Origin of the sequence: Streptomyces sp. AK08-02 (assembly GCF_033795085.1) — a bacterium.
Classification (GTDB): domain Bacteria; phylum Actinomycetota; class Actinomycetes; order Streptomycetales; family Streptomycetaceae; genus Streptomyces; species Streptomyces echiniscabiei.
The window spans coordinates 217,174-243,566 of sequence record NZ_JARAZV010000013.1 but is presented as its reverse complement, the minus strand read 5'-3'; the positions used below and the strand labels follow the sequence as shown (position 1 = coordinate 243,566).

General features: G+C 70.4%; 26 protein-coding genes. 13 read left to right on the top strand and 13 right to left on the bottom strand.

The genetic code is table 11. The features are described 5' to 3' along the window. Positions 1-2: 2 nt before the first annotated feature. The 5 genes from PV734_RS27510 to PV734_RS27490 form a co-directional block, all read right to left on the bottom strand. The gene (locus PV734_RS27510; protein ID WP_319292502.1) at positions 3-1,049 is read right to left on the bottom strand and encodes an ABC transporter permease; all 1,047 of its coding nucleotides are present in this window, start codon (positions 1,047-1,049) and stop codon (positions 3-5) included. Positions 1,050-1,056: 7 nt separating this feature from the next. Then, a complete protein-coding gene (locus tag PV734_RS27505; protein ID WP_319292500.1) occupies positions 1,057-2,781 on the bottom strand; it encodes an ABC transporter substrate-binding protein in 1,725 nt (574 codons plus the stop codon). A 221-nt stretch (positions 2,782-3,002) separates the two neighbouring features. Continuing rightward, a complete protein-coding gene (locus tag PV734_RS27500; RefSeq protein WP_319092113.1) occupies positions 3,003-3,095 on the bottom strand; it encodes an Ms4533A family Cys-rich leader peptide in 93 nt (30 codons plus the stop codon). 78 nt (positions 3,096-3,173) lie between these two features. Next, positions 3,174-4,589, bottom strand: a complete 1,416-nt coding sequence (locus tag PV734_RS27495) for a DUF3152 domain-containing protein (protein WP_415924272.1) — start codon at positions 4,587-4,589, stop codon at positions 3,174-3,176. A gap of 8 nt (positions 4,590-4,597) precedes the next feature. Then, positions 4,598-5,626 carry an alpha/beta hydrolase gene (locus PV734_RS27490; RefSeq protein WP_319292499.1) on the bottom strand — a complete coding sequence of 343 codons (1,029 nt, stop codon included), beginning with the start codon at positions 5,624-5,626 and terminating at the stop codon, positions 4,598-4,600. A gap of 166 nt (positions 5,627-5,792) precedes the next feature. On the opposite strand from PV734_RS27490, the gene PV734_RS27485 reads away from it, so the two are divergent. The 4 genes from PV734_RS27485 to PV734_RS27470 all read left to right on the top strand — a co-directional run bounded on the left by PV734_RS27485 (position 5,793) and on the right by PV734_RS27470 (position 7,714). Beyond that, the gene (locus PV734_RS27485; protein ID WP_319292497.1) at positions 5,793-6,044 is read left to right on the top strand and encodes a hypothetical protein; all 252 of its coding nucleotides are present in this window, start codon (positions 5,793-5,795) and stop codon (positions 6,042-6,044) included. Between the two features lie 183 nt (positions 6,045-6,227). Next, complete coding sequence (locus PV734_RS27480) at positions 6,228-6,869, top strand: TetR/AcrR family transcriptional regulator (protein WP_319092117.1); 642 nt, start codon at positions 6,228-6,230, stop codon at positions 6,867-6,869. Between the two features lie 135 nt (positions 6,870-7,004). Next, positions 7,005-7,232 (top strand): DUF3107 domain-containing protein, encoded by a 228-nt coding sequence (locus PV734_RS27475; protein WP_006379546.1) that lies wholly within the window; start codon positions 7,005-7,007, stop codon positions 7,230-7,232. A 212-nt stretch (positions 7,233-7,444) separates the two neighbouring features. After that, positions 7,445-7,714, top strand: a complete 270-nt coding sequence (locus PV734_RS27470) for a hypothetical protein (RefSeq protein WP_319092118.1) — start codon at positions 7,445-7,447, stop codon at positions 7,712-7,714. 64 nt (positions 7,715-7,778) lie between these two features. On the opposite strand, the gene PV734_RS27465 is transcribed toward PV734_RS27470, so the two are convergent. Next, on the bottom strand, positions 7,779-8,558 hold the full coding sequence (locus tag PV734_RS27465; RefSeq protein WP_415924271.1) for a ferritin-like fold-containing protein: 780 nt from the start codon (positions 8,556-8,558) through the stop codon (positions 7,779-7,781). Positions 8,559-9,027: 469 nt separating this feature from the next. Between PV734_RS27465 and PV734_RS27460 the strand changes: the two genes are divergently transcribed. Beyond that, positions 9,028-11,748, top strand: a complete 2,721-nt coding sequence (locus tag PV734_RS27460) for a DEAD/DEAH box helicase (RefSeq protein WP_319292495.1) — start codon at positions 9,028-9,030, stop codon at positions 11,746-11,748. Positions 11,749-11,884: 136 nt separating this feature from the next. Next, positions 11,885-12,775, top strand: coding sequence for an alpha/beta hydrolase (locus PV734_RS27455; protein ID WP_319092121.1), 891 nt, complete (start codon positions 11,885-11,887; stop codon positions 12,773-12,775). Between the two features lie 27 nt (positions 12,776-12,802). Here PV734_RS27455 and PV734_RS27450 read toward each other — a convergent pair whose 3' ends face one another. Continuing rightward, positions 12,803-13,702, bottom strand: coding sequence for an NYN domain-containing protein (locus tag PV734_RS27450; protein ID WP_319292493.1), 900 nt, complete (start codon positions 13,700-13,702; stop codon positions 12,803-12,805). 210 nt (positions 13,703-13,912) lie between these two features. On the opposite strand from PV734_RS27450, the gene PV734_RS27445 reads away from it, so the two are divergent. Further along, on the top strand, positions 13,913-14,065 hold the full coding sequence (locus PV734_RS27445; RefSeq protein ID WP_006374340.1) for a hypothetical protein: 153 nt from the start codon (positions 13,913-13,915) through the stop codon (positions 14,063-14,065). A 120-nt stretch (positions 14,066-14,185) separates the two neighbouring features. Here the strand turns inward: PV734_RS27445 and PV734_RS27440 are convergent, their stop codons facing one another. The 3 genes from PV734_RS27440 to PV734_RS27430 form a co-directional block, all read right to left on the bottom strand. Next, positions 14,186-14,791 carry a MarC family protein gene (locus PV734_RS27440; RefSeq protein ID WP_006374338.1) on the bottom strand — a complete coding sequence of 202 codons (606 nt, stop codon included), beginning with the start codon at positions 14,789-14,791 and terminating at the stop codon, positions 14,186-14,188. A 78-nt stretch (positions 14,792-14,869) separates the two neighbouring features. Beyond that, a complete protein-coding gene (locus PV734_RS27435) occupies positions 14,870-15,727 on the bottom strand; it encodes a PHP domain-containing protein (protein WP_319092123.1) in 858 nt (285 codons plus the stop codon). Between the two features lie 279 nt (positions 15,728-16,006). After that, on the bottom strand, positions 16,007-16,648 hold the full coding sequence (locus tag PV734_RS27430) for a DUF6758 family protein (protein WP_319092124.1): 642 nt from the start codon (positions 16,646-16,648) through the stop codon (positions 16,007-16,009). 210 nt (positions 16,649-16,858) lie between these two features. On the opposite strand from PV734_RS27430, the gene PV734_RS27425 reads away from it, so the two are divergent. Beyond that, positions 16,859-18,136 carry an MFS transporter gene (locus PV734_RS27425; protein WP_319092125.1) on the top strand — a complete coding sequence of 426 codons (1,278 nt, stop codon included), beginning with the start codon at positions 16,859-16,861 and terminating at the stop codon, positions 18,134-18,136. 134 nt (positions 18,137-18,270) lie between these two features. Here PV734_RS27425 and PV734_RS27420 read toward each other — a convergent pair whose 3' ends face one another. Next, positions 18,271-18,876, bottom strand: coding sequence for a suppressor of fused domain protein (locus PV734_RS27420; protein WP_319092126.1), 606 nt, complete (start codon positions 18,874-18,876; stop codon positions 18,271-18,273). A gap of 539 nt (positions 18,877-19,415) precedes the next feature. Between PV734_RS27420 and PV734_RS27415 the strand changes: the two genes are divergently transcribed. Both PV734_RS27415 and PV734_RS27410 read left to right on the top strand, forming a co-directional pair. Beyond that, complete coding sequence (locus PV734_RS27415; RefSeq protein WP_319092127.1) at positions 19,416-20,540, top strand: magnesium and cobalt transport protein CorA; 1,125 nt, start codon at positions 19,416-19,418, stop codon at positions 20,538-20,540. Between the two features lie 42 nt (positions 20,541-20,582). Continuing rightward, positions 20,583-21,134, top strand: a complete 552-nt coding sequence (locus tag PV734_RS27410) for a hypothetical protein (RefSeq protein WP_319092128.1) — start codon at positions 20,583-20,585, stop codon at positions 21,132-21,134. Between the two features lie 198 nt (positions 21,135-21,332). On the opposite strand, the gene PV734_RS27405 is transcribed toward PV734_RS27410, so the two are convergent. Further along, the gene (locus PV734_RS27405; protein ID WP_415924274.1) at positions 21,333-22,043 is read right to left on the bottom strand and encodes a hypothetical protein; all 711 of its coding nucleotides are present in this window, start codon (positions 22,041-22,043) and stop codon (positions 21,333-21,335) included. 266 nt (positions 22,044-22,309) lie between these two features. Between PV734_RS27405 and PV734_RS27400 the strand changes: the two genes are divergently transcribed. The 3 genes from PV734_RS27400 to PV734_RS27390 are packed head-to-tail and all read left to right on the top strand — an operon-like array spanning position 22,310 to position 25,461. Further along, positions 22,310-23,677, top strand: a complete 1,368-nt coding sequence (locus tag PV734_RS27400) for a magnesium transporter MgtE N-terminal domain-containing protein (protein ID WP_319092130.1) — start codon at positions 22,310-22,312, stop codon at positions 23,675-23,677. Then, positions 23,667-24,284 (top strand): DUF1003 domain-containing protein, encoded by a 618-nt coding sequence (locus PV734_RS27395; protein ID WP_319092131.1) that lies wholly within the window; start codon positions 23,667-23,669, stop codon positions 24,282-24,284. Before PV734_RS27400 ends, PV734_RS27395 begins: the two co-directional genes overlap by 11 nt. Before the next feature lie 43 nt (positions 24,285-24,327). After that, positions 24,328-25,461 carry an Mrp/NBP35 family ATP-binding protein gene (locus PV734_RS27390; RefSeq protein ID WP_319092132.1) on the top strand — a complete coding sequence of 378 codons (1,134 nt, stop codon included), beginning with the start codon at positions 24,328-24,330 and terminating at the stop codon, positions 25,459-25,461. 127 nt (positions 25,462-25,588) lie between these two features. Here the strand turns inward: PV734_RS27390 and PV734_RS27385 are convergent, their stop codons facing one another. Then, a complete protein-coding gene (locus PV734_RS27385) occupies positions 25,589-26,248 on the bottom strand; it encodes a hypothetical protein (protein WP_319092133.1) in 660 nt (219 codons plus the stop codon). Positions 26,249-26,393 lie beyond the last annotated feature (145 nt).

Here is a 26,393-nt window from a genome sequence, read left to right as displayed (position 1 = left end):
GTTCACGCGCCGGCTCCGTTCTTCGGCGTCGTGGCGTCCGCGTTCTTCTCCGCGGCGACCCTGTCCTCGCGTCTGCGGCCCGTGCCGATGCGCAGACGGGAGGCAGCGCGCGGGTCGAGGGCGGTGCGGATGCCGTCGCCGAGGACGGTCAGGGCGAGCACGGTCACGAAGAGGGCGCCCGCGGGCAGCAGCAGGTACTGGGGTGCCGCCTGGTACCAGACGTCGGCGGCGGTGATCATCTGCCCCCAGGACGGCGTCGGCGGCTTCACACCGACTCCGAGGAAGGACAGGGCGGCCTCGACCGTGATGTTCGTCGGGACGAGGAGCGCGGCGTACGTGATGACGGGCGCGGCGAGGCCGGGCAGCAGTTCGCGGCGGGCGATCCGCCAGGGACCCCAGCCGCTGAGCCGGGCGGCGGCCACATGGTCGAGCTGTTTGAGGGTGAGTGTCTGGGCGCGCACGATCTTCGCCGTCCCGCCCCAGGCGATCAGCCCGATGACGAGGGCGACGAGAACCGGCCGCGGGAAGCCGCTGGGCACGATGGCCAGCAGGGCCAGGGACATGATCATGAGCGGCAGCGCGATGATGACATCGGTGAGACGGCTCAGCAGTTGATCGACCCATCGGCTGCCGAGGGCGGACGCGATGCCGACCACGACGCCGATCGACACCTGGACGACGGTCGCCGCGAGCGCGACGCCCAGCGAGACGCGGGCCCCGTAGACGAGCCGGGCGAACAGGTCGCGCCCCGTCTGCGGTTCGACGCCGAGCCAGTGGTCACCGCTGATCCCACCGAGGGAACCGATCGGGACGCCTCCGCGCGCGGAGTCGACCAGGTCGGGGTGGTAGGTGGTCGGGTCCTGGCCGGCGATCGCCGTGAGCAGCGGCGCGGCGAGCGCGACCAGGACGAGCAGCGCGACGACGGCCGCCGCGGGGAGGGCGGCACGCTGCGCCCGCAGCCGCCGCCAGAACTGACGGGCCCCGGAGGCCCCCGGGACGGGTGTCGTACCCGTCCCGGCGGCCTGGGAGGCGAGAAGGACCTCGCTCACCGTGTCGTCACTTCACCGAGACCTGGGAGATGTCCAGGACACCCGTCCAGTCGCTGATCACGACGTTCTTGACGTCCTTGCCGTACAGCCGCTTGTAGACGGGGTGGAACAGCGGCACGGTCAGTGCCTGCTCGCCGATCTTCTCGTCCAGCGCGCCCCACCTCTTGGCGGCGGCGTCGAGGTCGGTCAACTTGTTGATCGCGTCGATCTCGGCGTTCACCGACTTGTCGTCGAGGAAGCCGGTGTTGAAGTTCGCGCCGTCCCCGACGATCTGCCGACCGTCGAAGATCGGGGCGAGGAAGGGTCCGCCGGAGGGCCAGTCGGCGCCCCAGTGGGCGAGGAAGAACCCGGGCTCCTTGTTCACGTCGTGGATCGTGTCGGAGTAGTCGTTGTCCTCCAGCCCGTCCAGCTTCACCGTGATGCCGGCCTTCTTGAGCGCGTCCTGGACGGCGGTCGCGATCTCCGGGCTGGTCTCGAAGTCCTTGGCGTTGGAGTGGGTGAGGGTGACGGTCAGCCCGTTCGGGTAACCGGCCTCCTTCAGTACCTCCCTGGCCTTCGCCGGGTCCCCCGAGGCGCCTGCCGGGAAGTGGTCGTAGGGCGTGTACCCGAAGGACTTCTGGTTCGGCAGATGGGTGGTGGCGGGCTCGGCGAGCGACGATCCGCCGGCCGCGTTGATGACGCTCGTGCGGTCGACGGCGTACGAGATCGCCTCCCGCACCTTGATGTTGTCGAACGGCTTGATCTTCGGGTTGAACGCTATGTAGTTGATGTAGCCGAAGTGCCCGGTGCCGACGCGCGCCGCCAGTTCCTTGTCACCCGTCACCTTGGCGAGCTCGGCCGGGCCGAGGTTGGTGTCCGTGGTCACGGACGCGGCGTCCGCCCCTTGGGACGCCGACAGCCGCTGGTTGATCACCGACGAGTCGAGCCCGGACCGTACGTCGATCCTGTCCGGGTACGCCTTGCGCTCCGCGTCCGTGGCCGCCGACCAGTAGGTGTTGCGCTCCAGGATCAGCCGCTCGCCGTCGCCCTCGTTGCTGACGACCTTGTACGGGCCCGACGAGACCGGGTGCTCCTCGTACTTCGTCCCGGTGTCCTTGGCCTTCGGAACCGGCGTGAACTGGGTCTGTGTGGCCAGATAGGGGAACTCGCCCTCGGGCTTGTTCAGGTGGAAGACGATCGTGCGGGCGTCCGGCGTCCCGATCGCGTCGAGGCCCTTGCCCTTGTCCTTGTAGGGCCCCTGGTAGTCGGCGGCGCCGACCAGCCAGTCCCTCAGGTAGGGCGCGCCGCCGGAGAGTTCGGGGGCGAAGGAGCGCTCGATGCCGTACTTGATGTCGGCGCTGGTGATCGCCGTACCGTCCTCGTACTTGAGCCCTTCCTTCAGGGTGTACGTCCACACGGTCGCGTTCTCGCTCGGGCGCCCGGTGTCGGTGGCCAGGTCGGGGACGACCTTCGCGCCGGCCGCCCCGCTCTCGCGGTTGCGTGTGGTGAGCGTGCGGAAGACGAGCGAGGGGACGTTGCCGCCGCCGGACGTGTACAGCCGGGCGGGGTCGAAGTCGTCCTGCGGATGGGCGTTGAGGACGGTGAGTGTGCCGCCCTTCCGCGGCTTGGAGTCGCCGCTGCCCGCGCCCTTGGCATCGTTGTCCTTCGGGCCGCACGCGGCGGCGCCCGCGGCCAGGACCAGGCTGACGGACACCGCTGCCACGCGGCGCGATCTGACGGACGGTTGGCGCATCGGAAGACGACCTCTCGGATGTATATGTCGACGAACGCGTCGACACGTCGAAACGTCTCAGCGAATGAGACGAAATGACGAGGAGTGGGACGGAGGAAGACAGGCGTCCGCCCGGGCGTCGACTCGTGAGAGGTGGGAGTTCATGCAACTCGCGACGCGCACGCCGGGCCACCGGGCAGCCGTAACCGCCGGTCGGGAAGCCGAAGAAGCGAAAGCGGGCGTCAGCGACAGAGAATGTCGGCCACGCAGAGAGCGGTCACGCCGATCAGCGCCAGCTCGATGGCGGCGCGCTCGACAACATGACTAGACCACATGCGCAAAAATATGAACGAACTTTCCACTCATGTCAACGGGAGCCGGAGCGCACCACCGCGCTCCGGCCGTCCCACCCGTCAACTCCCCGGAAACGGCCAGGGATTGGCTCGGCAGTGGATCCCGCCGTGGTTGAGGAACTTGGTCTGCTGCTGCATGACCGGTGCGAGGTCGCCGTCCTTGTCGCAGGTCACGTGCCCGTAGCCGAGGCGATGGCCGACCTCGTGGTTTATCAGCATCTGCCGGTACGGGTAGATCTTGTCGCCGTAGGTCACGGACCCCTGCGCCCACCGGTAGGCGTTGATCATCACGCGGTCGGTGGCGGCCGAGTCACAGGACACGTTGTCCTCGGTGGTGTCGAGCCCCGACTTCGCGCACCAGAAGGCGGTGGTACCGGGACTCGCCAGTGTGATCACGAAATCGGGCTTGCCCGAGGAGATCCGCTCGAACGTACGACCGCCGTTGTGGGCCCAGCTCCGGTTGTCGTTGAGCGTCTTCTGCACGGCCTGCGCGAACAGTTCACCGTCGAGCCCGAGCCCCTGTTCGACGTCCACCCGGTACGTGTACTTCTGCCCCGCCCCCGGTGCCTTGGCGAAGCCGCGGATCGCGTCGAACTTCCCCGAGCCCTTGAGGGCCGCCCCGAGCGCGTACTTCTTGGCCATCTTCTGGTCGTACGTCAGTGCCGCCTCCACGGCCGGCGCGTCGGGCGCGGCGGGGAGTCCGTCGATACGCGCCGCGGAGCCCCCGGAGCCCTGGACGTCCTGGCCCGAGCCGATCGCGGTCTGGGTCCGCACTCCCCCGTCGTCGTCCTGGCCCTGGGTGACCTGCCCGGCCACGACGACCGCCAGCACCGTGGTGACGGCGGCGGCCGCGATCCCGGTGAACGCCCGTCCCTTGCCGCTCCTGCCCCTGTCCGCCACCTCGGCGGGCGGGGTGGGCGTGTCGGCGGGGTGAGATGTCCGGGCGCGGGGCGCGAAGGGTTCGCCACCCGCGACGGAGCCACCGAACGTGTCGGCTTCCTCGAAGGCGTCGACGTACGCCTGCCGGGGGCCGGGCCCGTTCGCGGGCGCGGGCGCCGGACGCTGACGCGGTATGGCGGGACCGACCCCGGCCCGGGTGCCGAACTCGCCCCAGCCGCCGCCGGATTCACGCTGCTCGGGGTGTCCGCCTCCCCGCACTCGGGGGAAGCCGTGCGCGGGGGTTCCGTCCGAGGAACGCGGCATCCCTCGCACGGGGGCGTCGTCGGGAAGTCGTGGGAAGCCATGAGCGGGAGTGCCGTCGGGAATCGGGAAACGGGGCATCCCGTGCGCAGGCGTACCGTCGGCGAACCGCGGCGTCCCTTGCCCCTGCCACCCCTGGTCCTGCCCTTGGCCCTGCCCCTGTTGAGGTTTCCGACCCCGCTGGTCCTGTCGACCCTGTTGACCCACGGGGGTGTTCGCCGTGTCGCCCCTGCTCGCGCTGCCGCCTGTTCGCCCGCGGCGGCTGTGACGTCCCACCTCGCGTCTCAGCTCCCCGCATTCGCGGCGTCGACCCTGCTGCCGACCGTCCTCGCTGCCACAGTACCGGCATCCGCCGGCAACTCACCTGCGTCATCGAGCAGTTCGCGGAACGCCGAGGCCACCGTCTCCGGATACTCCATCATCGCCACATGTCCGGCGTCCGGCAGCGAGAGCAGCCGCGAGTCACGGAAGGCGCGCGCCGCGCGCTGGGCCATGCGATAGGAGACGAGCTGGTCCCGGCCGCCGTAGATGAGCAGCGTCGGGGCGAGCACGCGCTCGGCCTGACGCCACAGCCCGTGCTGACCGCCCAGCGTGTACGCGTTCACGACCCCGCGCGCGGAACGCGTCAGCGCATCCCAGAAGTACGGCAGTTGGAGCCGTCTCTCCATCTCTTCGACCGCGTTGCGGAATCCCTCGGGCGTCACCTGCCCAGGATCCCCGTAACAGAGCGCCGTGACCCCGCGGACGCGCTGTTCGGCGCTCCACTGCTCTGTCAGACGGGTGAACAGCCGGGCCACACCGGGCAGGGCGAGCAGGGCCGTCGGCACGGCGGTGCGCTGCACGCGGATCTCCGGCAGCGCGGGCGAGACCAGCGTGAGCGTCCTGACGAGGTCGGGTCGCACCGCCGCGACACGGGTGGACACCGCGCCGCCCAGCGAGTTGCCGAAGAGGTGCACGGGACCACGCCCGGACGCGTCGAGGTAGCGGATGACGGCACGCGCGTGCCCGGTGACCGAGTAGTCGCCGTCGTCCGGCGGCGGAGAGTCGCCGAAGCCCGGCAGGTCGAGCGCCTCGCTTTCGACGAGCTCGTCGTTCAGCGGCATGAGCGCCGACCAGTTCTGCGAGGAACCGCCCAGGCCGTGGACGTACAGCGCGGGCGGCAGTCCCTCGCGCGCGCGAGGCCGCGAACGCACGGTCAGGGTGATCCCCGGCAGACCGACCGAGCGCAGCCGCTCGCCGTCCGCGACCCTGACGGGCGCCACCTTCGGGAGCACATTGGTGGCCGATACGTACGGCAGCTCGGTCGAAGACATGCGGCAATGTTACGAGACGATCACGCTGTGGTTCGTGTGTTCGGCATCACAGGGCCGATACATCGGCCTCCCGCGACTCCGACCACCTGGCGTCCAGATCCCACGTCTCCTAGGCTCGTAATCGGGCACCCGCAGAAAAACCGTATCCCCGGGAAGGGAGCCCACCATGGCCGTCGACCCCATCGACCCCGAGACCTTCGAAACGAAGGATCCCGAGGACTACGAGGACTACGAGGGCGAGGACAATGCCACCGAGTTCGATGTCGAATCCCCCGCGGACGACGCCGTCGAACAGCACACGGACGTCACCCCGCAGCACGACGCCCCACTGACCGGCGAGAACACCGACCGCGCCAGTGAGGCCGACATCGCGGAACAGGCCCGCGTCGTGAAACTCGACGAGGACGACTACCGCTAGCCGCGACAAACCCGTGCAGCTCGCACACCCCGCACCGGATTTATTGCTATTTGAGCAAATAGACCGGAACATACAGTCGCTCGGTCGAGGAATTTCTGTGCTCGTACCGCGCACAGCAGGGTTACCGAAAAGTACGATGACGGCGCGGCGCACACCCGCATGTGGACGAAATTGGGAGGCGGCGTGACAGCCATCGAGCAAACTGAGGCGGCACGCCCACGGGGCACGCGGTTGCCGCGTCGCGCCCGACGGAACCAGCTGCTGGGCGCCGCCCAGGAAGTGTTCGTGGCGCAGGGCTACCACTCCGCCGCGATGGACGACATCGCCGAGCGGGCCGGGGTCAGCAAGCCGGTGCTCTACCAGCACTTCCCCGGCAAGCTCGACCTCTACCTCGCTCTGCTCGACCAGCACTGCGAAGCACTGATCGAGTCGGTCCGCGCGGCCCTGGCGTCGACCTCCGACAACAAGCAGCGTGTCCGGGCGACCATGGACGCGTACTTCGCGTACGTGGAGGACGACGGCGGCGCCTTCCGCCTGGTCTTCGAGTCCGACCTGACGAACGAGCCCGCGGTGCGCGAGCGCGTCGACAAGGTCACGCACGAGTGCGCGGAGGCGATCTCCGAGGTCATCGCCGAGGACACCGGCCTCTCGCCCTCGGAGTCGATGCTGCTGGCATCCGGCCTGGGCGGCCTGTCCCAGGTGGTGGCGCGATCCTGGCTGCACAGCGACCGCAGTGTTCCGCGCGATCAGGCGGTCCAGCTGCTGGCCTCACTGGCGTGGCGCGGCATCGCCGGCTTCCCGCTGCACGGCACCGAGCACCACTGACCGCCGGTTTGTTCCCGTCCGCTGTTCGCTCCTGGCGTTCCCGGGCGGAACATGTACGTCCCCTCACCGGGCTAATGTGTGCTGGGTACGGCGCGGACGCCCGCGCACTTCACTGACCGTCGGAGGGACATAGCCGTGGAGGTCAAGATCGGCGTGCAGCACGCGCCCCGCGAGATCGTTCTGGAGAGCGGTCAGAGCGCTGAGGAGGTCGAGCGGGCGGTGTCCGAGGCGCTGGCCGGCAAGTCGGCGCTTCTGAGCCTCGTGGACGACCACGGCCGCAAGGTCCTGGTACCGGCCGACCGTCTCGCGTACGTCGAGCTGGGCGAGCCGACGGCCCGCAAGGTGGGCTTCAGCGCGCTGTAGGACTCAGCAGGACACATATCGACAGGTATGCGGGTGGGGCCCGGCGGTGTCGAACCGCCGGGCCCCACCCATGTCCGCGGCCGTGCCCTACTCATGGTCCCGATTCACAGGTTGACCACACGTCACCCCTACAAATGGGTTGCCCCGCGCAGGTCACGGGTATGACGGGCTGAGAACGTCACGAGCAGACAGGCTGTGGGAGGGACCCCGACATGTTCTTGGAAGCACTCGGCTCCGCGATCCTCGGCCTCGCCCTGGCATGGGCGGCGGCCCACCGTCTGCCCGACCGCCTCCCAGCGCGCCACCTGGTCCTCTCCACCGGCGTGGCCGGAGCCCTTTTCGGCGCGTTCCTCACGCACAGCGCGCTGAGCGCCGGCCACTTCGTGGTGATCCTGCTGGGCGCTGCGGCCTTCTCGGCCGCCTCCGTCTCGCTCCTGCTCCGCCCTAAGGCGAGACTCCGCCGATCATCGGCAACGGCGTAGCCGCTGCCGACAGGGGCGCGGGGAACTGCGCGACCAGCCACAGCGGACCCGCGGACAAAGACAACTACGCCGCCAAGCCGAGCGCAGCCATCCGCTTCGTGTGCGCCTCGGTGATCCGGGAGAACATCCGGCCGACCTCCGCGAGGTCGAACCCGTCCGCGACGCCGCCGACGAGCATCGTGGACAGCGCGTCCCGGTCGGCCACGACGCGCTGCGACTGTGACAGCGCCTCGCCCATCAGCCGCCGCGCCCACAGCGCGAGCCGTCCGCCCACGCGCGGGTCCGCGTCGATCGCGCCGCGTACCTTCTCCACGGCGAAGCTCGCGTGTCCGGTGTCGTCGAGGACCCTGAGCACCAGTTGCCGGGTGTCCGAGTCGAGGCGGGCCGCGACCTCACGGTAGAAGTCACTGGCGATCGAGTCACCGACGTACGCCTTGACGAGGCCTTCCAGCCAGTCGGAGGGCGCCGTCTGCTTGTGGAAGCCGTCGAGGGCGGCGACGAACGGCTGCATCGCCTGCGTCGCGTCGGCGCCGATCTCCGTGAGCCGGTTCCTGATCTGTTCGAAGTGGTGGAACTCCGCCGACGCCATCTTGGCCAGTTCCGACTTGTCGACGAGTGTCGGCGCCAGCTTGGCGTCCTCGGCGAGCCGCTCGAACGCGGCCAGTTCGCCGTAGGCGAGCGCGCCGAGCAGGTCCACGACCGCGGCACGGTACTGCGGGTCGACGGCCGCCTGATCCCAGTTCTGGGCGGCGATTCCGGTGGGTGCGGGCACTGTGTCGGCCGCGGGTTCCGCGGGGGTTTCGGGCGTACCGGAGGCGTTGCCAGGCGTCGTCATGAAGCGCACAATAGCCCGCTGGCCGCAAGGAGTAAGTCCCTGCTCAGTCAGTGTGACGACCACTACGTGACCGAATCGGCCATCGCATGTGCGCGATTCCGGGGTATGGTGGTAATGCGCCCGCTGAGTTGACAGACGTATCTCGACGGGCCACACGAATGAGGATGCCCGGTCGGTGGCCCGATCGGCTCCGACCCGACAGCTCTCCTCGTCCGTACGGCACGATGCGTACGGAATCCGGAGAGACCCTCAGCGGTACGAGCGCTCGAGCGTCGGCAGTGGTCCTGTGCCACTCGGCCCGCCCGTAGGCGGCCGAAGTTTCCGGCACGGTCCCGACACGACCCCCGCGCTCGCCTCGCACCGCGTACACAGAAGAGGCACTGCCCTGACTACGACTTTCCGGGATCTCGGAATTCTTTCCGAGACCGCCGAGGCGCTCGAAGCCGTCGGCATCATCACCCCCTTTCCCATCCAGGAGATGACGCTCCCCGTCGCCCTCACCGGCACGGACGTCATCGGCCAGGCCAAGACCGGCACCGGCAAGACGCTCGGCTTCGGCCTCCCGCTCCTTGAGCGTGTGACCGTCCCCGCCGACGTCGAGGCCGGCCGCGCCAAGCCCGAGCAGCTCACCGAGGCCCCGCAGGCCCTCGTCGTCGTCCCGACGCGCGAGCTGTGCCAGCAGGTGACGAACGACCTGCTGACGGCCGGCAAGGTCCGTAACGTGCGCGTTCTCGCCATCTACGGCGGCCGGGCGTACGAGCCGCAGGTCGAGGCCCTCAAGAAGGGCGTCGACGTGATCGTCGGCACCCCGGGGCGTCTGCTCGACCTCGCGGGCCAGAAGAAGCTGGACCTGAGCCACGTCCGCGCGCTCGTCCTCGACGAGGCCGACGAGATGCTCGACCTGGGCTTCCTGCCCGACGTCGAGAAGATCATGAACATGCTGCCGGCCCGCCGTCAGACGATGCTGTTCTCGGCGACCATGCCGGGCGCCGTCATCGGTCTCGCGCGCCGCTACATGTCGCAGCCCACGCACATCCGCGCCGCGGCGCCGGACGACGAGGGCAAGACGGTCGCGAACACCGCGCAGTACGTCTACCGCGCCCACAACATGGACAAGCCCGAGCTGGTGGCGCGGATACTGCAGGCCGACGGCCGGGGACTGGCCATGGTCTTCTGCCGTACGAAGCGCACCGCGGCCGATCTCGCCGACCAGCTCGCCCAGCGCGGCTTCGCCTCCGGCGCCGTCCACGGCGACCTCGGCCAGGGCGCCCGCGAGCAGGCGCTGCGCGCCTTCCGCAACGGCAAGGTCGACGTCCTCGTCTGCACGGATGTCGCCGCGCGCGGTATCGACGTCGAGGGCGTCACGCACGTCATCAACTACCAGTCTCCCGAAGAGGAGAAGACGTACCTGCACCGCATCGGCCGTACGGGCCGCGCGGGTGCCAAGGGCATCGCGATCACGCTGGTCGACTGGGACGACATCCCGCGCTGGCAGCTGATCAACAAGGCGCTGGAGCTGAACTTCAACGACCCGCCGGAGACGTACTCCACGTCCCCGCACCTCTTCGAGGAACTGAGCATCCCGGCCGGTACCAAGGGTGTCCTGCCGCGCTCGGAGCGCACCCGCGCCGGCCTGGGCGCCGAGGAGCTCGAAGACCTCGGTGAGACGGGCGGACGCGGTGGCCCGCGCGGTCGCGGTGGCCGAGGCGGCCACTCCTCAGGCCCGGCGGCCGCTTCCGCGCCGCCGGCCGAGCGCGAGCGCCCGGCCCGTACGCCGCGCAGTCGCCGCCGTACCCGTGGCGGTGCCGCCTCGGACGCGCCGACGACTCCGACCGCGTCGGCCGCTCCGGTCACCTCGGCCGGCGACGCGCTCGCCCCGTCCGAGCAGCCCACCGAGCGCCGTACGCCGCGCCGCCGTCGCCGTACACGCGGTGCCGCCGCGGAGTCGGTGCCGGCCCCCACGACGACGTTCGTCGAGCCGTCGGCCGAGGCCGCCGTCGCGACGGCGGAGGGCACCGCCCCGGCCACGGAGCAGCCGCGCCGTCGCCGCACCCGCAGGACGGCGGAGTCCGCGCCGACCACCCCGGTCGAGGTCAACCCCGTAGCGACCCCGGTCGTCCCCGAGGCGGAAACGCCGGAGGAGCAGCCGCGCCGTCGCCGCACCCGCAAGGCCGCGGAGCCGGTCGTCGGTGCCCCCGAGGTCGAGGTCGTCGCGGAGACCAAGGCGCGCCGCGCCCCCCGCAAGACCGTTGCAGCGACGGCGACCGCCGAGGCGGCCGTGGACACCGCGGAAGGCGTCGAGGCCAAGCCGCGCCGCACGGCCACCCGTAAGGCGACCGCACCGGCCGCCGAAGCCGCAGTCGACACCGCCGAGACGGTCGAGGCCAAGCCCCGCCGCCGTACGGCGCGCAAGGCCGCCGAGCCCGTCGCGGCCGTGGTCGAGGCCACCCCGGTGACTCCGGAGCCCGAGGCCACGAAGCCCCGCCGGACGCGCAAGGCCGTCGCGGCGACCGCACCGGCCGCCGAGGCAGCGCTCGACACCGCCGAGGCGGTGGAGGCGAAGCCGCGTCGCGGTGCGACCCGCAAGGCCGCCGAACCGGCGGTCGTGGCGGAGACGGTCGACATCCCGGCCCAGCCGACCTCGGCCGAGACCCCCGAGCCGAAGCGTCGTACGACGCGGAAGGCGACGGCACCGGCCGCCGAGGCAGCCGTGGACACCGCGGAAGGCGTCGAGGCCAAGCCCCGTCGCCGCACGGCACGCAAGACCGCCGAGGCCCCCGCCGTCACGGAGCCGGAGCTCACGGAGCCGAAGCCGCGCCGTACGGCCCGCAAGGCGACGGCGACGGCCGCACAGGCCGCTGTCGACACCGCCGAGGCGACCGAGGCCAAGCCGCGCCGGACGACCGCCCGCAAGGCGACCGCCACCGCACCGGCCGCCGAAGCCGCCGTCGACACCGCGGAAGGCGTCGAGGCCAAGCCCCGTCGCCGTGCGGCCCGCAAGGCCGTCGAGGTCGTCGCGGACATCCCCGCCCAGGTGGCGGACGACGCGGAGGCCAAGCCGCGTCGCCGGGCCCGTAAGGCCGCCGAACCGGTGGTCGTGGTGGAGACGGCCCCGGTGGCCGCCGAGGCGAAGCCCAGGCGCCGCGCCACCCGCAAGGCCACGGTCAGCGCACCGACCACGGACGCCGTGGAGGCCTGACCCCCGAGGGCTCCGGCCCTCCGCAGTACCGGCGACACCCCGACGGCCCGGCCCACCCCACCAGGTGGCCGGGCCGTCGGGGTTCTCCGCCCGAGCCGCCACCCTCCCCCTCAGGTACGCCGGATAACCTCGGCACATGAGCAGGCCTTCGACCTTCGCCCCGCCCCCCGGCGCCCGCGCGTACGCCCTGCGTACCGCGCGTGGTGAGTTCGCCGTCGTCGATGCCTCCGTGGCGGCCGGTGCCGAGCCCAAGGGGACCGTTCTGCTGCTGCCCGGGTTCACCGGCAGCAAGGAGGACTTCATCTCGATGCACGAGCCGCTGGCCGCGCGCGGGTACCGTACCGTGGCCGTGGACGGGCGCGGACAGTTCGAGTCACCCGGCCCCCGGGACGACGAATCGGCTTACGCACAGGCCGAGTTGGCGCAGGACGTGCTCGCCCAGGCGGCGGCCGTAGGCACCCCCGTGCACCTCGTCGGGCACTCGCTCGGCGGGCAGATCGCCCGGGCCGCCCTTCTCCTGGACCACTCCCCGTTCGTCTCGCTGACCCTCATCTCCTCGGGCCCCGCCGAGATCTCCGAGGCCCAGCAGCAGCGCGCGAAACTGCTGCGGGACGCGCTCGCCGTGATGAGCATGGCCCAGGTCTGGGAGGCCATCCAGGCCATGGACGATCCGCAGACCGGCGGCGGCGACCTCGACTCGGTGGACGCCGTCGACGCCGGGCTCGACGACCGCGAGGACCTGCGCCGCCGCTGGATGGGCAACAGTCCGGCTCAACTCGTCGCCACAGGACGCCAGTTGTGCACCGAGCCGGACCGGGTGGCGGAACTCGCCGCCGTACCGCTGCCCTTCCACGTACTGTCCGGCTCGGAGGACGGCACCTGGGCGGTCCCGCTCTTCGACGACATGGCCGTACGACTGCGGGCGCACCGGACCGTCATCGCCGGGGCGGAGCACTCCCCCAACACGGACCGCCCGCTGGAGACCGCTCGGGCCCTGGCCGACTTCTGGGACGGCGTCGAGCGGTAAGAGCCGTCGGTCAACCACCCGAATGGCCTAGTACTGCGTCTGCAGGTGCTCCCAGAAGCCGTCCCGCAGCGCCCGTCTCAGCTCGGACTGGCCCCGCAGCGAGTACTGGAGCAGCCCCTCCGCCTCGACCAGCAGATCCTGGTCGACGGACCCGGGAAGATACGGATGCCCGGGCAGCAGCTCGACCAGCGCCTCACGCCCCCGCGCCGCCAGCCACTTCGCCGCGATCTGCGCGCCCACGAACCGCACGTCCTCGCGCGTGGGCCGCGCTCCACCCGACCCCTCGTAGGGCGCCGCGGTGCGCCGGGCGACGTAGGGCTTGAAGAAGTCGAGGTCGAACGTGCGCTGGCTGTCGACCTCCCACAGCAGCGGCTCGGCCTGGTTGCGGCCGTCGGGCGCCTCGATGCCCCACAGATGGACGCGCGCCCCGTACCCCTGCGCCGCCTCGACCGCCGACACCAGGTCCTCGTCACCGCCGATGAGCGCGGCGTCGCTGATCGCGCGGTGCCGGGCCAGGGACTCCAGGTCGGTACGGATCAGCGAGTCGACGCCCTTCTGCTGGTTGTTCGCGTTGAGGTTGCCCAGGCGAACCTTCACATCGGGGAGTTCCGCGATGGACTGCTGTTCGATGGTGTGGATGCGGCGCCGGGCACCGTCGTACCAGTAGACCCGCAGCAGCCGGCTGTCCGCGAAGATCGTGCGAGCCTTGTCGATGAGCGCCTCGATGAGACCCTCCGCGTCCAGCTCGTAGGAGCGGCGGTCCTCGGTCCCGGCTACGAGCCGTCCCGCCGCCGCGTACAGATAGCCCGCGTCGACGAAGATCGCATGGGTCGAGGGCGTCTTCGCCACCTCGGTGAGCATGCGGTGGAGCAGCTCGTTCGTACGGTCGATGCGGGCGCTCAGCTCCGCTTGGTCGTCGTTGTTCATATACCTCCATTGTCTCGGCGGTCACGCTTCGAACACAACCGGTCCCGGTCAGTCTCCTGAGACCCTTCGGCGCGCGGTTTTAACCTGCCGGTAGTTAGACGTGCGAAAAATTTCTTTAGCGTAGGGAATGTTCGTAACACGCGGGTAGTTGACTAGGTACGTAACCAAGTAGTTCTCCTCAGGAGGATGACCAGACGAAGGGAGAAGCCCATGCGCTTCGAAATCATGCGTCTCGACGACGTCGACGGAACCCCCGTGGACAGTACGGTCGTGGACGCCGCCTCCGTCAACCGGATCGTGCAGCAAGCAGCCTCGATAGGGCAGCGCCTCTGGATCCGCCCGGCCGACACCTCGGCCTCATAACGCGCGGACGACGCTCGCCCACAAAGACGAGCAGACTTCAGAACCCCCGTACGGCACCGATGCCGTGCGGGGGTTCTGCGTAGCCGCACCGGCTCCGCGTACGGGCCCGGGACGCGGCCGTCAGCTCTGCTGGATCACCTGGGTGATGCCGTTGATGATCTGCTGCACGGCGATCGCCGAGAGCATCATCCCCGCGAGCCGGGTCACCAGGACCACGCCCCCGTCCTTGATGACACGGATGATCAGCAGCGAGTACCGCATGACCACCCACAGCACGACATGGACGGCCAGGATCGCTGCCCACACCGACACCTGCATGGCCACGCCGTCCGCCTTCTGGACGGCCAGGATGACCGACACGATCGCGCCGGGCCCGGCGAGCAGGGGCATGCCGAGCGGTACGAGGGCGACGTTCACGTCCTTGGTCTGCTTGGGCTCGTCCGTCTTGCCGGTGAGCAGGTCGAGGGCGATCAGCAGGAGCAGCAGTCCCCCGGCGATCATCAGGGCGGGCACAGAGACATGCAGATAGTCCAGGATCTGGTGCCCGAGCAGCCCGAACACGGTGATCACACCGCCGGCCACACAGACGGCCTGGAAGGCCATCCGCTTCTGTACGCGGGCGGGCCGGCCGGCGGTGAGCGCGAGGAAGATCGGGGTGATCCCGGGGGGATCCATGATCACGAAGAGGGTGAGAAAGAGCGAGCCGAAGACAGCGACGTCGAACATGGGTGAGCGAGCCTTGCGTAGAGGGGGACGCGGGGAGGGGGAACGGTGAAGAAAGGGTCAGCCGGACCGGCCGAGACCTCAGGCTCCGCCGGTCCCGGGTACCGGGAACGCCCCGGTGGCCCGCCGAGTGATCTCCCCGTACACCTCGGGATCCGTCGTGTACTCCCCGAGGACGCAGGTCTTGCGGCTGCCGTGATAGTCGGAGGAGCCGGTACCCAGCAGTCCCAGTTCCGCCGCGAGGCCGCGCAGTCGCGCCCGGGTCTCCGGTTCGTGGTCCATGTGGTCGACCTCGATGCCGTCGAGCCCGGCGGCGGCCAGCTCCGCGATCGCGGACTCCGGGACCGTCAGCCCCCGCTTGCTCGCGGCCGGGTGCGCGAACACGGCCACCCCGCCGGCCCCCTTGATCAGCCGCAGCGCCTCGAAGGGGTCGGTCTCGTGCTTCGGTACGTAGGCCCGGGCGCCGTCGGCCAGCCAGTCCCCGGTGAAGGCGTCGTTCACGGTCGGTACGACGCCCAGCTCGACCAGCGCGGTCGCGACATGGGGCCGGCCCACGGAACCGTCACCGGCGATCCGCGCGACCTGCTCCCAGGTGATGGGCACGCCCAGCTCCCGGAGCTTGGCCACCATCCCCTGGGCCCGCGGCACCCGGTCGTCACGCACCAGCTCACGCTCGGCGAACAGCGCGGGCTCCTCGGGGTCGAACAGGTAGGCCAACATGTGCATGCTGACCCCGTCGAGCCTGCAGGACAGCTCGGCCCCGGTGACCAGCGTGAGCCCGGCGGGCAGCGCGGCGATCGCCTCGGCGTACCCCCGGGTCGTGTCGTGATCGGTCAGCGCGACGACGTCGAGGCCGGCTGCGGCGGCGTTGCGCACCAGCTCGGCGGGCGTGTCCGTACCGTCGGAGGCGGTGGAGTGGCAGTGCAGATCGATGCGCACGGTGCGGACTCCAGGCGACGACGGGACGGACAGGAACGCGTCAAGCATAGCGGCCCCGAGGGCCTGCCTGTCACACCCGAACTTGACATGAGCCCCTTACAGAAGCGGACCCCATCAGGGGCGCGGGGAACTGCGCGACAAGCCCCCACGGACCGACACCCGGCCATCCACCCCAGACACCCAGAGCCCCCGGGAACCCCAGAGACACCTGAAGATCCGACTCACCCCAGACAGCAGACACCAGACACCCCGCACCCAACCGACAGAACCACGTCAGGGCTAAGGCCGAAGCAACCGGGGCGACAGCGCCCCGCAAGGCACCAACTCCACCTCGGCCCCCGCGTCCCGCAGATCCGTGAGCACCAGCTCGTCGTACATCAGCAGCCCGGACTGCTCGGGCCACACCACCGCCCACAGCCACAGCCCGAGCGCCTCGCCCGCGAACACCGCACGGTCGTCGGGCCCTCCCGCGACATGCCACAGCGGAGTGGGTCGCCCCGCCGCCAGCACCTTCGCCTCGGCGGGCTTCTCCACGTTCATGTACGGCCCCGGGTCGGGCCCGTCGATCCCCGCATACCGCGCGCCGAGTCCGACGCCGAGTTCCTCGGCGACCAGGATCAGCTCGCCCATGCCCCCGAGCGGGCCGGGACCCGTGCAGGCCACCGCCGTCGCACGGCCGCCGCTGCGGTCGTCGCCCGCGCAGCCCACGCCCGTGAAGAGCCAGCCGACCGGCAGCGGCCAGGGCATCCACACGGGCACCTGGGTGCGGTGCACCACGACACTGAGGGCCTCGACGCTGGGCGGGATCACGGGCTGCAGCGGATGCACCGTCCCGTGCGCATCGCACTGCCAGGAGTCGGCAAAGAGGCCGGGAGCCCTGACCCGGCCACCACACTTCGGGCAACTGGGTTCGCCCCTCATAGAGCCCCACGGTCCTCCCCGTCCCAGCTCCCGTCAAGGACGATCACCCGTCCGGAGTGCACGATTTTCCACCCCTTCCACCAGCCTTCCATCAGCCTTCCATCAGATGAAATTAGATGTAGCTTGCATTAATTAGCGATGCTAACTTACTATGTGCATATACCAACGACCCATCCGCGGGTTGGGCCCGCGAGTCGTGAAGGAGCAGGCATGTACAGCAGCGCAACGAACACCGGAGCGGGAAGCACGGGAGGCCCCGCCGAAGCGGATCCCTTCGACGCGGGAGCCGGTGGGCTCCTCCGGCAGCCGAAGGCCGTCTGGGCGACCGCCGGCGCGTCCGTCGTCGCCTTCATGGGCATCGGCCTCGTCGACCCGATCCTGCCGTCCATCGCCAAGGGCCTGGACGCCACGGCGGGTCAGGTCTCCCTGCTCTTCACGTCGTACTTCCTGATCACCGCCGTGGCGATGCTGGTCACCGGCTTCGTGTCCAGCCGGATCGGCGGCAAGAAGACCCTGCTGGTCGGCCTCGCGCTGGTCGTGGTCTTCGCGGGTCTGGCCGGCACCTCGGGCTCGGTCGCCGAACTGGTCGGCTTCCGGGCAGGCTGGGGCCTGGGTAACGCGCTCTTCGTCTCGACGGCCCTCGCGGTCATCGTCGGGGCGGCGGCCGGCGGCAGCGCGGCGGCGATCCTGCTGTACGAATCCGCCCTGGGCCTCGGCATGGCGTGCGGCCCCCTGCTGGGCGCGCTGCTGGGCAACGCCAGCTGGCGCTACCCCTTCTTCGGCACCGCGTTCCTGATGGCCGTCGGCTTCCTGTGCGTCACGGTGTTCCTGAAGGAACAGCCGAAGCCGGCCCGGAAGACCTCACTGCTCGACCCGATCAAGGCGCTCGGCCACGGTGGCCTCGCCTCCGCCGCGATCTCGTCCTTCTTCTACAACTACACGTTCTTCACCGTGCTGGCCTTCACCCCGTTCGTGCTCGACATGACGCCCTACAGGTCCGGGGCCGTGTTCTTCGCGTGGGGTCTGCTACTGGCCGTGTCGTCGGTGCTGGTCGCTCCGCGGCTGCAGCGGCGGTTCGGATCGCTGACGGTGCTGGGTGGCTCGCTGGTGCTGCTCGCCGCGGACGTGCTGGTCCTCGGCTACGGCAGCCACACCGTCGCCGTCGTCTGCACGATCCTGTCCGGCGCGTTCATCGGCGTGAACAACACGGTGTACACGGAGCTGGCGCTCGGGGTCTCCGACGCTCCCCGGCCGGTCGCCAGCGCCGGTTACAACTTCGTGCGGTGGTTCGCGGCGGCGGCTGCCCCGTTCTTCGCGCCGAGGATCGAGGAGTGGAGCGACATCCACATGCCGTTCGTGGTCGCGGCGGTCACCGCGGTCCTCGGCGCGGCCGTGGTCGTCGTACGGCGGAAGTCGCTCACCCACGAGGTGGAGGAGCTGGAGGTGCGGCACGCCGCCGAGGACGGTGTGGGTGTCTTCGCGAGTTGAGCACGGTGGTTGCCTGCGGGCCGGTGGGGGCTTGTCGCGCAGTTCCCCGCGCGCCTTAAGGGGCCGCGCTGCCCAACTGGCTTCTTTCCGGCGCCGGTTGGTGACATCTGTCACTCCGGAGTCGAAGGTGAGGGTCAGTCCAGGGGGACGGACCTGCGGGACGGGTCCCGCAGGTCCGTCCCGTTCGTGAGCCAGCGTTCCTGGAGGGCCTGGGCACCGTGGACGCGCTTCCAGGCGGCCTCGTTCGCGGTCATCGGGAGCAGCGGCAGGAAGCGCACCGGGTCCAGGGGCGCGTCGAGTTCCAGGTCCTCGACCAGGCCGCCCGGTTCCGCGACCAGGACCGAGGTGAAGGGCGCCCCCGGCCACAGCGGCTCCCCGACGTCGAGCGAGGCGCCGGGGGCCACGATCACCCCCTCGACCTGCGGGGACGCGGCGAGAACCGCGAGCGGGCGCAGCAGCTTGTCGGTGTCGGCGAGGCCGGCCCGGACGGAGATGACCAGTTCGGCGCGCGGGCCCTTCACCGGGTCGGCGAGCAGCGCGGCGGGATCGGCCATCGGCTGCGCGGACATGCCGAGGGTGGCGTAGCGGACGATCTCCCCGTCCTCCCCGTCCCGGTCCTGGCCGGAGAAACGCAGCACCTCGACGCGGTCCGTACCGAGGAAGGTGACCGCGGCGCGCGCGTCCGGTTCGCCCAGCGTCGTACACAGCCGGGCCTCGACCAGAGGAAGAACATCAGACATGCCGCGAGCATAGAACTCGTCAGTTACGGGCAAACGCGCACCTTGACAGTTCAGTCGACTGTTACCCTAGGCCGGGTTCGGGGCAGCACGCAGATGGGGGTACCACCCAGGCCGTCAGGGCACTGGGGGAGTAGCGATCGAGTCCCGGCACCGCAGAAGTTCCCCCTAGGGGGCTCCCCTTGAAGGGGAATGGATCGTCCCTCACGAGGGACCGGCCGGAGGAGGTGGGGCTGCAATGGATCGAAGTCATCCGTGCAGTAGCACCCGCTCTTCCGCCCGCTGATGTAGTTGCTCCGGCTTCTACGGCTGGCTGTCACCTCTCGCATTCGCGTCATCGCGGAAGAGCACTTGGTTTCGTTTTGCCTGATCCATGTGATCTGAGTCAGTTCTGAATCAGCAGCGAAGCTCACCACCGCGACGGTGCGGTGCTCCCCGCTTTGTGGACGGTGCCAAACATCCTCAGTCAGGACGTCCCCATTCCGGGCAGTTCCAGCCGTTGTCGGCGGTCTTTCGTTGCCTGTAGCGAAGGAACCTGCCACATGTTGATGATCCACAACCTGCGTGCCGCCGTCCGCCCGTCCCGTCCTTCCCTGCGCAAGGAGGGCAGCGGTTACGACACCACCCGCGACCCCTCGACCCCCTCCGCCGTCGTCGACTGCGCCGTCTACCGCGACGGCGCCCGGGTCGACAACCCGAACCCCTCGAAGGCGCTCACCCCGCACGAGGCGCTGCGCAAGGTGCGCCGCGACGGCGGCTTCGTGTGGATCGGTCTGCACGAGCCGACGGAGGCCGAGTTCTCCGGTATCGCCAGCGAGTTCGGGCTCCACCCGCTCGCCGTCGAGGACGCGATCCAGGCCCACCAGCGGCCCAAGCTGGAGCGGTACGACGACACCCTCTTCACCGTCTTCAAGACCATCCACTACATCGACCACACCGAACTCACCGCGAGCAGCGAGGTCGTGGAGACCGGCGAGGTGATGTGCTTCACCGGACGGGACTTCTTCATCACCGTCCGGCACGGCGGCCAGGGTTCCCTGCGCGCTCTGCGCCGCCGCCTCCAGGACGACCCCGAGCTGCTCGCCAAGGGCCCCTCCGCCGTACTGCACGCCATCGCCGACCATGTCGTCGACGGCTATGTCGCGGTCGCGGACGCCATGCAGGACGACATCGACGAGGTCGAGACAGAGGTGTTCTCACCGGGCCGCAAGGGCACCCCGCGCGGCACGGACGCCGGCCGGATCTACCAGCTCAAGCGTGAGGTGCTGGAGTTCAAGCGGGCCGTCTCGCCGCTCCTGCGGCCCATGCAGCTGCTGAGCGAGCGCCCGATGCGGCTGATCGACCCCGACATCCAGAAGTACTTCCGCGATGTCGCCGACCACCTGGCCCGGGTCCAGGAACAGGTGATCGGCTTCGACGAGCTGCTCAACTCGATCCTCCAGGCCAACCTCGCCCAGGCGTCCGTCGCGCAGAACGAGGACATGCGGAAGATCACGTCCTGGGCGGCGATCATCGCCGTACCGACGATGGTGTGCGGTGTCTACGGCATGAACTTCGACTACATGCCGGAGCTGCACTGGAAGTTCGGCTACCCCGTGGTCATGACTGCCATGATCGGCATGTGTGTGGGCATCCACCGCACGCTGAAGCGCAACGGCTGGCTGTGACGGCGGGCCGCACCGCCGAGGGGCATCGCTACCCTTCTGCCCATGACTGACACGCTGCTCGACCGGGCCCTCGTCGAGGAGGCCACCAAGAAGTCCGGGCTCATCTGGGTCAAGGGCAACGGTGTGCCCGCGCTGCATGTCCCGGGCCACGGCATCCCGGCCCGTGCGATGTGGCACGTCTGGCACGAGGGCGCGGCCGTCCTGGTCGGCGACGGGCCCGGTGAGCAACCGCTGCCCGGCCTCGTCGAGGGGGCCGACGCGGAGGTCACCGTACGCAGCAAGGACAAGGGCGGGCGGCTCCTCACCTGGCCGGCGACGGTCGAGGAGCTGGCCCCGCACTCCCCGGAGTGGGAGGCCGCGGTCGCCGAGCTGAAGGGGAAGCGGCTGAACGCCCCGGACGGGGAGGCCATGCCGGACCGGTGGGCGCGTGAATGCCGGGTGGTGCGGTTGGTTCCGCGCGCCGGGGAAACGCGCCCTCTGCCGGACGGCTCGCTGTCGGCGCCGCCGCTGCCGAGCCCGGCGACGACTCGGGAGCCGATCCCGGCGGGGTTGCCGCGGCTGCTGTTCCGTAAGCGGAAGCGCTCCGCGGGGTAGGCGGTTCGTAGGTGGTTCGTTCACCGCGGCCCGGGGGGTGCTGGTCGCGTAGTTCCCCGCGCCCCTAAAGAAGCGCCCTGCTGTTCCGTAAGCGGAAGCGCTCCGGGGGTACGTGGTTCGTTCGCTGCCGCCCCGCGGGTGCTGGTCGCGCAGTTCCCCGCGCCCCTGAACGGCGCCTTGCCGCGCCGGAATTCATGATCAGGACGTCGGTAGTTGTTGGCCGTAGTCGACCGTCTCGTCCTTCGACGGTTCCTTCAGGGGGAAGTCCTTGCCCCAGTCGCTCAGGAGCAGGGTGCCCGCGCCGCCCGCGCGGACGAGGCGCAGGGGGTAGGGGGAACCCTCCAGGGAGACGTCCAGGGTGCCGCCGGAGCCCTCGTCGCCGGTGATGCGGATCGTGCGGACGCCCGACTGCGTGTGGTGGCCGTCCGTGGCGAGGCTGCCGTGCAGGGTGAGCAGGCCGTCCAGGAGCACGTCCTTGTCGGTGAACCCGCTGAACTTCTTGTACGAGGGGTCGCCCGTCGGCACCTTCACGAAGAGGCCCCCGAGCTTCGCCGCGGCTGCCGTGTCCGAGCCGCCGGTGTCGCCCTTGCCGCTGTCCTCCTCGTGGCTCCAGAACGCGGCGTCGGCCTTCAGGAACAGGTGCTCCCCGACCCGCAGCAGCCGGAACGTCGCCCCCTTCGCGGTGACCGAGCCGGTGCCGCCGTCGCCCTTGAGGCGCATGTCGAGGGTGTAGGTGGTCCCGCTGGTCACCACGGTCCCGGAGAGCCGTACGGCGTCGGCGGAGGCCGCCGCCGTGCGCGTCTTGGTCTGGATGGTGCCGGCCGGGAGTTTGCCGACCCCGTTGGTGCCCTCGTCCGGGTCGGTGCCGCATCCCGTCAGCCCTGTCCCCGTCACGAGCAGGGCGCACATCGCGCTCACCAGTCCGGCGCTGCGGGTACGGCCACGGGTCATCGCAGACACAGGTGGGGCTGCCTCTCGTACGGGTGTCCTGAGGGGGTGTGGACGGCAGCGTACCGGTGCCGTCGGCCCCCGGCGGAGCCAGTCCGTCCGGACCCCCCACCAGGGCGCGGCGGAACGGGACGGGCTAGCCTGAAGCGCACCCGAGCAGGCAATTCGGAACCCCTGGACGCAATCGACGCGCTCCCCGCAGCGCACCCCGAGGCAGGAGGCGTGGCATGGCCGCAGGCTCACCCCGTGTCTTCGTCTCGCACCTCGCCGGTATGGCCGTCTTCGACCCGAACGGCGACCAGGTGGGCCGGGTGCGCGACCTCATCGCGATGCTGCGCGTCGGCAACCGGCCGCCCAGGCTGCTCGGCCTCGTCGTCGAACTCACCACCCGGCGCCGCGTCTTCATGCCCATGACCCGCGTCACCGGCATCGAGTCCGGCCAGGTCATCACGACGGGCGTGCTGAACGTCCGGCGCTTCGAGCAGCGCCCCACCGAGCGGCTCGTCCTCGGCGAACTCCTCGACCGGCGCGTCATCCTCGGCGAGACCGGCGAGGAGGTCACGGTCCTGGATGTGGCGGTACGACAGCTGCCGGCCCGGCGCGACTGGGAGATCGAGCGGGTGTTCGTACGGAAGAAGGGCCGCGGCGGTGCCTTCCGACGCAGCAACGGCGAGACGCTGACCGTCGACTGGTCCGCCGTCACCGGCTTCTCCCTGGAGGAGGACGGACAGGGCGCCGAGAGCCTCCTGGCCACCTTCGAGCAGCTGCGCCCGGCCGACCTCGCGAACGTCCTGCACCACCTCTCCCCCAAGCGGCGTGCGGAGGTGGCCGCCGCCCTCGACGACGACCGGCTGGCCGACGTACTCGAAGAGCTGCCCGAGGACGACCAGATCGAGATCCTCGGCAAGCTCAAGGAGGAGCGCGCCGCCGACGTCCTGGAGGCGATGGACCCGGACGACGCCGCCGACCTGCTCGGCGAGCTGCCCGAGGAGGACAAGGAGCGGCTGCTGAGCCTGATGCAGCCCGCCGACGCCGCCGACATGCGCCGGCTGATGGCCTACCGGGAGGACACCGCGGGCGGTCTGATGACGACCGAGCCGATCGTGCTGCGCCCGGACGCGACCGTCGCCGACGCGCTGGCCCGGATCCGCGAGCCCGACCTCTCCCCCGCGCTCGCCGCCCAGGTGTACGTGTGCCGTCCGCCGGACGAGACGCCGACCGGCAAGTACCTGGGCGCCGTCCACTTCCAGCGGCTGCTGCGCGACCCGCCGTACACCCTGGTCGGTTCCCTCGTCGACGACGACCTGCAACCGCTCTCGCCGGGCGCCGAACTGCCGGTCGTCGCCGGTTTCTTCGCGACGTACGACATGGTGGCGGCGCCCGTGGTCGACGAGAGCGGGTCGCTGCTGGGCGCGGTGACCGTGGACGACGTCCTCGACCACATGCTGCCCGAGGACTGGCGGGAGACGGAGTTCCACCTCGACGAGGCCGGGAACGAGACCGGCAACGACAGCGAGCGTGAGGGCGTGGATGACGTCGACCCAGAGAGGGAGAGCGACGCCGAGGCCGAGGAAGCGGGTGACCATGACTCCTGAGCGCGAGACGGGCACCCGCGAACGCGCGGCCACCGGCGCCACGGCGGCCTCCCGTCCCCGGGTGCGCCTCGACCAGCCGCGTGCGCCCCGGCGTCGGCTGCTGCCCGAGTACGACCCGGAGGCCTTCGGACGCATGTCCGAACGCATCGCGCGTTTTCTCGGCACCGGACGGTTCATCGTCTGGATGACCGTCGTCATCATCCTGTGGGTGGTGTGGAACGTGAGCGCGCCGGCCGACCTGCGCTTCGACCACTACCCGTTCATCTTCCTGACGCTGATGCTGTCGCTCCAGGCGTCGTACGCGGCCCCGCTGATCCTGCTCGCGCAGAACCGGCAGGACGACCGCGACCGCGTCAACCTCGAACAGGACCGCAAGCAGAACGAGCGGTCGATCGCCGACACGGAGTACCTGACCCGCGAGATCGCCTCGCTGCGCGCCGGTCTCGGCGAGGTCGCGACGCGGGACTGGATCCGTTCCGAGCTCCAGGATCTCGTCAAGGAGCTGGAGGAGCGGTACGCGGAACGGCACGAAGACGGGCCCCACTCCGGCAAACCCGGTGTATTCCCGGCAGAACGGCCGCGGGGGCGTGACGCAGAAGACCGGTGACGGGCTTTCCGGGTGCGGTGCGCGGCCCCGTACCATCGGGGTCATGGCTACGGAAGACGCGGTGCGTGAAGCACTGGCGACGGTGAACGACCCCGAGATCCAGCGACCCATCACCGAACTCGGGATGGTGAAGTCGGTGGAGATCGGCGCGGACGGGGCGGTCGCGGTCGCCGTGTACCTGACGGTCTCCGGCTGCCCGATGCGCGACACGATCACGAAGAGCGTGACGGAGGCGGTCTCGCGGGTCGAGGGTGTCACGCGCGTCGACGTCGAGCTGGACGTCATGAGCGACAACCAGCGCAAGGAACTGGCGTCCGCCCTGCGCGGCGGCCAGGCCGAGCGCGAGGTCCCCTTCGCGAAACCGGGCTCCCTGACGCGCGTGTACGCGGTCGCGTCCGGCAAGGGCGGCGTCGGCAAGTCGTCGGTCACCGTCAACCTGGCGGCGGCGATGGCCGCCGACGGCCTCAAGGTGGGTGTGGTCGACGCCGACATCTACGGCCACAGCGTGCCACGCATGCTGGGCGTCGAGGGGCTTCCGACCCAGGTCGAGAACATGATCATGCCGCCGTCCTCGCACGGCGTGAAGGTCATCTCCATCGGGATGTTCACCCCGGGCAACGCCCCGGTGGTCTGGCGCGGCCCGATGCTCCACAGGGCCCTCCAGCAGTTCCTGTCGGACGTGTTCTGGGGCGACCTGGACGTGCTGCTGCTCGACCTCCCGCCGGGCACGGGCGACATCGCGATCTCGGTGGCCCAGTTGGTCCCGAACGCCGAGATCCTGGTCGTGACGACGCCTCAGCAGGCGGCGGCCGAGGTGGCCGAGCGGGCGGGCGCCATCGCCGTGCAGACCCACCAGAAGATCGTCGGCGTGGTCGAGAACATGGCCGGCCTGCCCTGCCCGCACTGCGGCGAGATGGTCGACGTCTTCGGTACGGGCGGCGGCCAGAGCGTCGCGGACGGCCTCACCAGGACGACGGGAGCGACGGTGCCGGTCCTCGGCTCCATCCCGATCGACGTCCGCCTGCGCGAGGGCGGCGACGACGGCAGGCCGGTCGTCCTGACGGACCCGGACTCCCCGGCGGGCACCGCGCTGCGCGGGATCGCGGGCAAACTGGGCGGCAGGGCACGAGGCCTGTCGGGCATGTCCCTGGGAATCACCCCGCGAAACAAGTTCTGACAGGGGTCGACAGGGGCCGTTCAGGGGCGCGGGGAACTGCGCGACAAGCCACGACGGCGCAGGCACCCGCCACACAACCTCATGCCCCACAACGAAGGGGCGCCGCAAACAAACGGCGCCCCAACTCTCACGCGTACTCGCCAATATCCTTGATCACGGCGAAGCCGAGCCCGTACGCGCTCATCCCCCGCCCGTACGCCCCCACGTGCACGCCCGCCTGGGTCGACCCGGCGAGAACCCAGCCGAACTCGGACTCCCGGTAGTGGAAGGGCGTCGGCACCCCGTCGACCGGCAGGGAGAGGGTGGACCAGTCGTCGCCGGCGAGATCGTCCGCGAGGACCCACGCCGTCTCGGTCTGCTGGTCCAGCCAGTCGTCGCGGAGGGTGTGGTCCATCTGGCCGGGCCAGGTGAAGGACAGCAGCCCAACCCCCGCCAGCCAGGCCGCCGACGAGACCGAGGTGGCCTCCAGCAGTCCCGTCCCGTCCGCACTGCGCCGTACGGGGTTGGCGGCCACGGTGACGACCACCGCGAACCGCTCCTTGTCCTCGCCCATCGCCTCGTGCCGCACGGAGGGTTCGTCGCCGTGCCCGATCGAACCGTGCTCGACGGCGCCGTCGGCCGCCGTACCCACCTGCATCAGCCAGCGCGGTCCCGTGAAGGCCTCGTCGAGGCCGTACCAGGGGAAGGGCGCCAGCAGATAGCCGTCGACCGTGCGCCGGGCGGAGGGGACCTGTTGTCCGCCCTCCGCGGCCGGCGCCTGTGCGCCCACCCGACTTGTCGTCTCCATGTACCCGGACGCCTCCTCGTTCTCGTCGGACCGGAGCGGCCCGCCCCCCTTCGGGCGGCGTTGTTCGCCCATGTACGGCCCCACAACAACTCGGCAGCATATCCACACCGATCCGAGCAGCAGGGAAAGCGCCCGGCGCGCGGGC

Coding starts and splice junctions, on each gene's coding strand:
- PV734_RS27505 (WP_319292500.1), bottom strand. CDS start 2,781: ATGCGCCAACCGTCCGTCAGATCGCGCCGCGTGGCAGCGGTGTCCGTC.
- PV734_RS27500 (WP_319092113.1), bottom strand. CDS start 3,095: ATGTGGTCTAGTCATGTTGTCGAGCGCGCCGCCATCGAGCTGGCGCTG.
- PV734_RS27490 (WP_319292499.1), bottom strand. CDS start 5,626: ATGTCTTCGACCGAGCTGCCGTACGTATCGGCCACCAATGTGCTCCCG.
- PV734_RS27485 (WP_319292497.1), top strand. CDS start 5,793: ATGGCCGTCGACCCCATCGACCCCGAGACCTTCGAAACGAAGGATCCC.
- PV734_RS27470 (WP_319092118.1), top strand. CDS start 7,445: ATGTTCTTGGAAGCACTCGGCTCCGCGATCCTCGGCCTCGCCCTGGCA.
- PV734_RS27460 (WP_319292495.1), top strand. CDS start 9,028: ATGACGCTCCCCGTCGCCCTCACCGGCACGGACGTCATCGGCCAGGCC.
- PV734_RS27455 (WP_319092121.1), top strand. CDS start 11,885: ATGAGCAGGCCTTCGACCTTCGCCCCGCCCCCCGGCGCCCGCGCGTAC.
- PV734_RS27450 (WP_319292493.1), bottom strand. CDS start 13,702: ATGAACAACGACGACCAAGCGGAGCTGAGCGCCCGCATCGACCGTACG.
- PV734_RS27445 (WP_006374340.1), top strand. CDS start 13,913: ATGCGCTTCGAAATCATGCGTCTCGACGACGTCGACGGAACCCCCGTG.
- PV734_RS27440 (WP_006374338.1), bottom strand. CDS start 14,791: ATGTTCGACGTCGCTGTCTTCGGCTCGCTCTTTCTCACCCTCTTCGTG.
- PV734_RS27430 (WP_319092124.1), bottom strand. CDS start 16,648: ATGAGGGGCGAACCCAGTTGCCCGAAGTGTGGTGGCCGGGTCAGGGCT.
- PV734_RS27425 (WP_319092125.1), top strand. CDS start 16,859: ATGTACAGCAGCGCAACGAACACCGGAGCGGGAAGCACGGGAGGCCCC.
- PV734_RS27420 (WP_319092126.1), bottom strand. CDS start 18,876: ATGTCTGATGTTCTTCCTCTGGTCGAGGCCCGGCTGTGTACGACGCTG.
- PV734_RS27415 (WP_319092127.1), top strand. CDS start 19,416: ATGTTGATGATCCACAACCTGCGTGCCGCCGTCCGCCCGTCCCGTCCT.
- PV734_RS27410 (WP_319092128.1), top strand. CDS start 20,583: ATGACTGACACGCTGCTCGACCGGGCCCTCGTCGAGGAGGCCACCAAG.
- PV734_RS27405 (WP_415924274.1), bottom strand. CDS start 22,043: ATGTGCGCCCTGCTCGTGACGGGGACAGGGCTGACGGGATGCGGCACC.
- PV734_RS27400 (WP_319092130.1), top strand. CDS start 22,310: ATGGCCGCAGGCTCACCCCGTGTCTTCGTCTCGCACCTCGCCGGTATG.
- PV734_RS27395 (WP_319092131.1), top strand. CDS start 23,667: ATGACTCCTGAGCGCGAGACGGGCACCCGCGAACGCGCGGCCACCGGC.
- PV734_RS27390 (WP_319092132.1), top strand. CDS start 24,328: ATGGCTACGGAAGACGCGGTGCGTGAAGCACTGGCGACGGTGAACGAC.
- PV734_RS27385 (WP_319092133.1), bottom strand. CDS start 26,248: ATGGAGACGACAAGTCGGGTGGGCGCACAGGCGCCGGCCGCGGAGGGC.